General features: G+C 60.4%; 2 protein-coding genes. One reads left to right on the top strand and one right to left on the bottom strand.

Translation table 11 applies throughout. The annotated features are described in order from the left end of the window. Positions 1 to 4 precede the first annotated feature (4 nt). Positions 5 to 754, bottom strand: a complete 750-nt coding sequence (locus tag VGP75_RS19470) for a class II aldolase and adducin N-terminal domain-containing protein (protein WP_327545226.1) — start codon at positions 752 to 754, stop codon at positions 5 to 7. Between the two features lie 71 nt (positions 755 to 825). Between VGP75_RS19470 and VGP75_RS19465 the strand changes: the two genes are divergently transcribed. Beyond that, a partial coding sequence (locus tag VGP75_RS19465) for a dihydroxy-acid dehydratase (protein WP_327545225.1) occupies positions 826 to 1,995 on the top strand: 1,170 nt, incomplete at its 3' end.

Genomic DNA, 1,995 nt, shown 5'->3' with positions numbered 1-1,995 from the left:
GGGACTAGGTGGCGTAGTCGGCCTGTTCGGCGTCGAGGACGGCGCGGAGTTCGGCGAGGTGTCGGATATCCTGTTCGGGGTAGGCCTCGAGTTCTTGCGCTGTTTTCTCGGCGATGTCGTCCGGCAGGATGCGGAGGGGCTGGCCGGTTTGCAGGGCGCGGATATAGGTTTCGGCGGCGCGTTCGAAGTAATACATCCGGTTGAAGGTTTCCGCCACGGTTGCGCCGATCACGAGCACGCCGTGATTGCCCATGATCATCACCTTTTGTTTGGGGTCGGAAAAGAGGGCGGCACAGCGCGCGCCTTCGCTTTCAAAAGCCAGCCCGCCATAGCCGTCGTCGATGACATAGCGGTTGAAGAAGGTGCAGCAGTTCTGGTCGATGGGGGGCAGGCGGCTGTCCTTGAGCGAGGCCAGAACCGTGGCGAAGACGGAATGCACATGCATTGCACAGCGTGCATGGGGTACCAGACGGTGGATGCCCCCGTGCAGCCCCCATGCTGTGGGGTCAGGTGCGTTCGGGCCGGTGAGCGTGTCGGGATCATTGGCGTCAACCACGATCAGATCGCTGGCCTTGATCCGGCTGAAATGCATCTGGTTGGGGTTCATCAGGAACCTTGTGCCATCATCGTTGATCGCGAGGCTGAAGTGGTTGGCCACGCCTTCATGCATGTTCAGCCGTGCTGTCCAGCGAAAGGCGGCGGCCATATCGACCCGCTCTTGCCAGTGCGTCATATTTTGTGGATGGCTGTTCATCACCGCTCCTTGGATTTCATCGGGGGGCGCGTTAATGATGCGCCAACATATGCCTTAAAGGAAGTCTGATTATGACATTCAAGCCCGCCAAGTGGCCTCGCAAATTGCGGTCTCAGGAATGGTTCGGAGGATCGTCGAAAGATGCGATCTATCACCGGTCCTGGATGAAGAATCAGGGCTTGCCTGCGGATTTGCTGGATGGCCGCCCTGTGGTCGGCATCTGCAACACATGGTCCGAGCTGACGCCGTGCAACGCGCATTTGCGCGATCTGGCCGAGAAGGTGAAGTTCGGGATTTATGAGGCAGGTGGTTTTCCTGTGGAATTTCCCGTGTTCTCGCCTGCCGAAAGCAGCTTGCGCCCCACCGCCATGATGTATCGCAACCTCTGTGCGATGGACGTGGAAGAGGCGATCCGCGGCATGTCGATGGACGGTGTTGTTCTGCTGGCGGGCTGTGACAAGACTACCCCTGCGCTGTTGATGGGCGCGGCTTCCGTGGATTTGCCCGCGATCGTTGTGTCGGGTGGTCCGATGTTGAACGGGATGTTCCGTGGCGAACGTGTGGGGTCTGGTACGCATCTGTGGAAATTCTCGGAAGCCGTGCGCGCGGGCGAGATGACGGCAGAGGAATTCGTCGAGGCAGAGGCATCCATGTCCCGCTCGCCGGGGTCGTGCAACACGATGGGCACGGCCAGCACCATGGCGTCCATGGCCGAGGCGCTGGGCATGGCGCTATCCGGCAATGCGGCAATCCCAGCGGTGGACAGCCGCCGCCGTGTCATGGCGCATCTGACAGGGCGGCGCATTGTCCAGATGGTGAAGGATGATCTGAAACCGTCCGATGTGATGACCAAGCAGGCCTTCGAGAATGCGATCCGCACCAATGCCGCGATTGGCGGGTCCACGAATGCGGTGATCCACCTGCTGGCCATGGCGGGGCGGACCAAGGGCGTTGACCTGACCCTTGATGACTGGGACCGGTTGGGGCGCGATGTGCCCACGATTGTGAACCTGATGCCCTCGGGCAAATACCTGATGGAAGAGTTTTTCTATGCCGGCGGTCTGCCTGTCGTGATCAAGCGTCTGGGCGAGGCAGGGCTGTTGCACAAGGACGCGCTGACCGTGTCGGGCGGGTCCATGTGGGATGAGGTCAAGCACGTCAAGAACTGGAACGAGGATGTGATCCTGCCGGTGGAAAAAGCGCTGACGCAATCGGGCGGTATTGCTGTACTGCGCGGCAAT

It is taken from the genome of Yoonia sp. (assembly GCF_036007805.1).
GTDB lineage: Bacteria > Pseudomonadota > Alphaproteobacteria > Rhodobacterales > Rhodobacteraceae > Yoonia.
The sequence above is the reverse complement of the archived record's forward strand: the minus strand, read 5'-3'. Positions and strand labels throughout refer to the sequence as shown.

What these genes read in the sequence shown, in the direction of transcription:
- VGP75_RS19470 (WP_327545226.1), bottom strand. Translation starts at nt 754, where the DNA reads ATGAACAGCCATCCACAAAATATGACGCACTGGCAAGAGCGGGTCGAT.